This is a genomic window from Prosthecobacter sp. (assembly GCF_029946185.1).
In the GTDB taxonomy this organism is placed as follows: domain Bacteria; phylum Verrucomicrobiota; class Verrucomicrobiia; order Verrucomicrobiales; family Verrucomicrobiaceae; genus Prosthecobacter.
Map to the genome: position 1 here is coordinate 1 of NZ_JAQSEA010000244.1, position 6,046 is coordinate 6,046.

Here is a 6,046-nt window from a genome sequence, read left to right on the forward strand (position 1 = left end):
GATGGCATGAAATAAGCTTACACAATATACCACTCCATGCACTCCACCCTCAAGATCAAGCTCTCCATTTTCATGTTTCTCCAGTACTTCATCTGGAGCTGTTGGTACATGACGCTGGGCAGCTACCTCGGCACACTGGGCTTCAGCGGCACCGAGATCGGCGCGACTTATGGTGCGTTTGCGTGGGGTGCCATCCTCTCGCCCTTCATCGTCGGTTTGATCGCCGACCGCTTTTTTGCCTCCGAGAAAATCATTGCGGTGCTCGGCATCGCCGGAGGGCTGGTGATGTTCTACATCCCGCAGTTGAAGACCTTTGGCAGCGTCTATCCCACGCTCATCCTCTACTGCACGCTCTACGCGCCGACACTGGCGCTGGGCAATTCCATCTCCATGACCCATCTGACCGACGCGAAGAAAGACTTCCCCTTTGTGAAGATTTTCTCCGCCGTGGGCTGGATCGCCGGGGGTGTGGTGCTCAGTCAGTTGAAAGCCGAGCAGTCAGCGCTGCAATACTACGTCGCTGGCGGCACCTCGCTGCTGTTTGGCCTGTTCGCGCTAACGCTGCCGCACACGCCGCCGAAGAAGAAAGGCCAGAACGTACCGCTGAGCGAAGTCCTCGGCCTGGATGCACTTGCCCTGCTCAAGAAGCCCACCTTTGCCATCTTCATCCTGTGCATGTTTCTCATCTGCATCCCGCTGTACTTCTACTTCGTGAACATGGGCACCTACCTCACGCAGTTGAACTGGGCGGACATGGCGCAGAAGATGACGCTGGCCCAGGTCTCCGACATCGTCTTCCTGATGCTGCTGCCGCTGATGCTCAAAAAGCTCGGCTACAAGAAGACCATCTTCCTCGGCATCCTGTCATGGGTCGTGCGCTACTTCATGCTCAGCGCCAGTGCAGCCAGCAGCGGCACCGTGCTCATCTTCGGTGCCATCCTGCTGCACGGTGTGTGCTACGACTTCCTCTTCATCGCCGGACAGCTCTACGTCGATAGCGAAGCCAGCGAGCGCACACGCGGAGCCGCGCAGGGCCTCATCGCCATCATCCTCTGGGGCTTTGGCTCGCTCGTCGGCACCTACCTCGCCGGGTATTTCATGGATCAGAACAAACTGGCCACGCCGAATGGAGCCATCACCCACGACTGGTCCGCCATCTGGGCCACGCCCGCGTGGATCGCCGTGAGCGTGCTGGTCGTCTTTGTGATCTTCTTCCGCGAGCCGAAGAAATCGTCTGCGGCATGAGGTGATAGGAAGGACGCTCGCGCCGTGATGCTGCGCAGACTTGTCTTAACCTCCACGCTCCAGACCACTGCAGCGGCCCTTACGACGCCCCCCGACTCGGAGGGCGAGAGTGAGAGCCCAGTTTGTCGTGTCAAACATGACACGTGATTCCAAGCTCTTTGTTACAAACCCAGAGAAAAAATCCCTAATCTTTGTCTTGTTATGTCTTAAATATTGCTTTAGGAAGTTCGAGCTTATTGACGTCAGGTTCATGTGCCTTTCCCGCGAGAGAAGGCAAATCAGTCCGCAGTCATTTACAGTTTGAGGTGTTTGGCCAGGCACTTGATTCAGAGCTGAATAAGAAGTTAAAGTCAGATTTATATCATTATAAATCAACGATTTATGCTGCCTTTTTGTGTTACTCCCATGGCCTCCACCTGCTCCTCCTCATGCCTATACATCCACTATTTGCCCCATCTGAGTTCTTCTCACGCATCACCCGCCGCATGGCAGTAGGTACGTGTGCAGCTCTGGCTCTGCTGGCAGCCCCTAGCCTGTCCACGGCCTCCACCACGCTGACCTTTTCCTACACCGGGCCTGCCGTGGCCATCCCCGATGGCGGCGATCTGTCTGGTACAATTCCGGGTGCGCCAGCGTTTGCTTCCATCAATGTGTCAGGCTTTGGTGCCACGGACATCATCTCCCATGTGACCTTCCGTTTTGATGGCGTCCCTTCCACTTTAGCAGGAAACACCGGCGTCGGTCTGGACCACAGCTTTACGGATGACCTGAAAATCTCCCTGATTTCGCCGGCCACCACCTCCGTGTTGATCATCAACCGTATCGGCGGCAGCGGTAATAACTTCGCTCAGACGGTCTTGGACGACACCGGTACCACGAGCATTAGTTCGCTGACTTCAAGCAGTGCGCCCTTTACCGGCACCTTTTCGCCAGCCAATCCGCTCTCTACATTCAATGGGGAACTGGCCAATGGTCTCTGGCAGTTGGGAGTGCAGGATTTCTTTTCTCAGGACATCGGTAGCATCCGGCTGTTTTCCATCATCATCACCGCAGACTCTGTGGGGCTGCCGGCCACCCACTGGCTGGGAGGAGCCAATGGCAACTGGAGCGGCAACAACTGGGCCAGCGATGCCGCAGGCACGACCACCCCGCTGACGCCGACCTCCGCTGATGACGTCACCTTTGCCGCCACCGGCGCGACCAATCAGGTCAACACCAACCTCGATGCTGCCTTCACCATCAAAAGCCTCACAGTGAACAGTTCCACCGGCATCTCCACCACCGGCACGCAGACCCTCACCGTCAATACCACCACCGCCATCAACAGCCTGCTTTCCGTGAACAGCGGCGTCACCCTCGCGGGCGGTGGAGCACTCACCATTGATGCCTCAGGCACCCTGGCAGGTGCAGGCACCGTGCAGATGGCCCTGGACCAGTCCATCCTGGCCAATGGTGCCATCAGCGTGGGAGACCCCAGTGCAGCCGCCGGTGCCGCCGTCCTGACCCTTGGCACCTCAGGCCTGGGTTCCGTGGTCATGGGAGCCGCCAGCACCATTCTGGTGGACGTCTTCACCGGTGCAGGCCTCGGCAACAATACGGGCATTTCCACCTCCGCAGACACACTCAGCCTGGTGGGCACGCTCAATGCCACCGCAGGCGGCACACTCGTCATCGCCAATCCCAATACCCTCACCGGCTTTGCTGGCGGCGACCAATGGCAGCTTGTGAACCTCAACGGCGGAACTGGCAGCATCACCGGCACGCTGAGCGTCAATGACAGTGCGATCGGCCTGACTTCCGGCTTCACCGGCAGCTTTGACCAGGGCACCGGCATTTACAGCATCACCGATCACCGTCCGGAACTCTCCGCCACACAATCCGGCCTCCCCTTTGCCAATGCCGGAGGCCAGGCCCTGCTTGCCGCAGGACAAACCGCCACCAATGATCTCAATGGCCACCTTTTCAATCTGCGCTCCGGCGGCGGAGAAGAAGAAGAGTCAGACGGCAGCATCTCCGCCAGCCTGGACTACGGCGTGGTGATGGGCCAGGGCGATGGTGATGAGAACAACCCCATCGCCAGGCGCATCAAGCGCAGCCGTGAATGGGAAATCTTCACCACCGTGAACTACGGCAACGTGAAGCTCAGCCCCATCAGCAGCCAGTCCGGCGTGCAGATCGACTCCTGGGCCTCCAGCGTCGGCATTGAAAAGCACCTTTCCCGCGGCCTCACCGTCGGCTTTGCCGCCACCTTCCTGCAGAGCACGCAGACCTACACCGGCGGCCTCGGCAGCCTCGACCTCGAAGGCCCGACTCTCTCCACCTACGTCTCCTATGTGCGTAAGAACTTCTGGGGCAGTCTGCTCTACAGCTTTGGCGCCTACGACCTCGGCTCCTCACGCAATCCCGGTTTCGGCCTCCCCACCGCCTCCGGCAGCACCAACGCCTACACCAACAGCGTGCAGTACAACACGGGCTGGAACTTCCGCTTCCAGAACAACACCTTCGTCACCGGCCCCTTTGCCGGCATCGACTATCTGCACGGCTCTGTGGACGGTTACAGTGAGACCGGCGGTGGCGTCGGTGCGCTCAGCTACGCCCGCCAGACCTTTCAGTCCCTCGTCACCCGTGTCGGCTGGTCCGCCTCCAAGAAGTTGCAGACCAACTGGGCAGACATCACCCCCCAGGTGCGCCTCGGCTACGAGCGTCAGAACCTGCAGAACAACGGCGCCAGCGTGCAGGCCCTCAACGCACCCTTCAGCGCCAGCGGCGGCAACCAGTCTCCCGGTCAGGACTACATGGTCATCGGCGGCGGCGTGAACTTCGAGTTTAATCCTGCGTTGAGCCTCATGCTCAGCTACCAGAACCAGATCTTCCGCAATAATCTCGAGGCCCACTTTGTCAGTGTCCGCCTGGGGTATAAGTTCTAGGCAGAGGACAAGAACCGACTCTCTTGAGCAGGCGGCGCCGCAAGGTGCCGCCTGTTTTCTTTGAATGCCACGACGATGCAAATGGCATCATAGTTCAGCCAACAGGCATGTTCCCGAGTAGAGCGCCTCGCAAAACTCATTTCCGTTGGCGGATCGCGGCACTGCTCAAGGCGGTGTCGTTTTTCTCAGCATCTGGCTTTGAATGGCGCACTTCAGGCGGGGATGGCCTGAGGAAAATAAAGCTGCGGCGCTGGGTTGCTCCTGCAGCAACAGTCGTTAACCGTGGTCGGGCTGGCGAGATTCGAACTCACGACCTCTTGCACCCCATGCAAGCGTTCTACCAGGCTGAACTACAGCCCGACCTAGGTTTGACGTTCTCTCCAGCGGTGCCGCTTTGGGGTGGCTGCCGGTTGGCGAGAGGACGTGCATTTTGGACAGAGCCGCAGGCTTTGCAACTGCGATGTTGAGTTCTCGTGAGAATGTCTGCGAAGCTTGCCATTGTACTGCGGCTCAAGTAGAACCGTAGCAAATTCCGCATGGTCACGATCACAATCCAGGAACTCACCAAACGATTCAGCGGCAGTGTCGTGCTGAGCAGCGTGGACCTGCAGGTCGCTGCGGGGGAATTGTTCTTCCTGCTGGGGCCCAGCGGCTGCGGCAAGACCACCCTGCTCCGCCACATCGCGGGATTCTACACGCCGGATGCGGGCAAGATCTGGTTTGATGACGAGGACGTGACGCGCCTGCCTGCGCACAAGCGCGGCACGGGCATGATGTTTCAAAGCTACGCGCTGTGGCCGCACCTGAACGTGGCGCAAAACGTGGCCTTCGGGCTGGAGGAGCGCAAACGCCCGCGTCGGGAGATCGAGCACCGTGTGTCTGAAGCGCTGGAGCAGGTCAAGCTGGACGGACTCGGCTCCCGCAAGATCCAGCAGCTTTCCGGTGGCCAGCAGCAGCGGGTGGCACTGGCGCGCGCGCTGGTGGTCCGCCCGAAGTGCCTGCTGCTGGATGAACCGCTGTCCAATCTGGATGCCAAGCTGCGTCTGGAAATGCGCACGGAGATTCGCCAAATCGTCAAGCAGCATGGACTCACGGCGATCTACGTCACGCATGACCGCGATGAAGCCCTGAGCATGGCCGACCGCATGGCGATCATGGACGCCGGCAAGCTGATCCAGGTGGGTGCGGCTCCCGAGATCTACCTCAATCCCGCGACACGCATGGTGGCCGAGTTCATCGGCGAGACGAATTTTGTGGAAGGGCGCGCCCTGCGCGAAAGCAGCCGCGTGGGATTCTACGATGTGGAAACCGCCTTCGGCGTGCTGCGTGGCCGCACCGACGCCACCTGGCAGCCTGCCAGCGGCCAGCCGGTGATGCTGAGCATCCGGCCTGAGGCGCTGACGTTTAGCAGCGTGCTGGATTCCCCGAACCGCTTCCCCGGCCACATCATCGACACGACTTACCTTGGCGCCACGGTGCAGTACCTCATCCAGGTGCAGGGCGGTCCGCAGATGAAAGTCTGCGAGACCAACCCGCAGGACATCCGCCTGCCCGGTGAGGATGAAGTGCGTGCCATGGCAGCGATGGGTGATGTGGTGATTTTGCGCAAATGAAGACGCCTTTCTTCATAACCCTGCTGCGGCGTATTCAGACGTCGTCCTCGTCCTCCTACTCGAACTCGTCCTCGATCATGGCGCTACGAATGCGGAATGTGGAATGCGGAATACGGAATGTCAGCGCGGCTGGCTCTTCCTCTCTTGCGACGCTGGCATCCTGGAGGAGGACGAAAACGCCATGGGATAGCGCGAGTCAGGAAACGCCCAGTAGCGGATCTAGGACAAGGCGCCGAGCTTTGGAGAGCATTGTCGACCGGG

At 59.6% G+C, this 6,046-nt stretch carries 3 protein-coding genes and 1 tRNA gene; 3 read left to right on the top strand and 1 reads right to left on the bottom strand.

Annotation, left to right across the window (positions count from 1 at the left end):
* Window positions 1-36: 36 nt before the first annotated feature.
* Window positions 37-1,245, top strand: coding sequence for an MFS transporter (locus PSV43_RS20275; protein WP_300201846.1), 1,209 nt, complete (start codon window positions 37-39; stop codon window positions 1,243-1,245).
* A 428-nt stretch (window positions 1,246-1,673) separates the two neighbouring features.
* Window positions 1,674-4,172 (top strand): autotransporter domain-containing protein, encoded by a 2,499-nt coding sequence (locus PSV43_RS20280; protein ID WP_300201849.1) that lies wholly within the window; start codon window positions 1,674-1,676, stop codon window positions 4,170-4,172.
* A gap of 283 nt (window positions 4,173-4,455) precedes the next feature.
* Here PSV43_RS20280 and PSV43_RS20285 read toward each other — a convergent pair.
* Window positions 4,456-4,532 (bottom strand) — tRNA-Pro (locus PSV43_RS20285).
* A 176-nt stretch (window positions 4,533-4,708) separates the two neighbouring features.
* On the opposite strand from PSV43_RS20285, the gene PSV43_RS20290 reads away from it, so the two are divergent.
* On the top strand, window positions 4,709-5,785 hold the full coding sequence (locus PSV43_RS20290) for an ABC transporter ATP-binding protein (RefSeq protein WP_300201852.1): 1,077 nt from the start codon (window positions 4,709-4,711) through the stop codon (window positions 5,783-5,785).
* Window positions 5,786-6,046 lie beyond the last annotated feature (261 nt).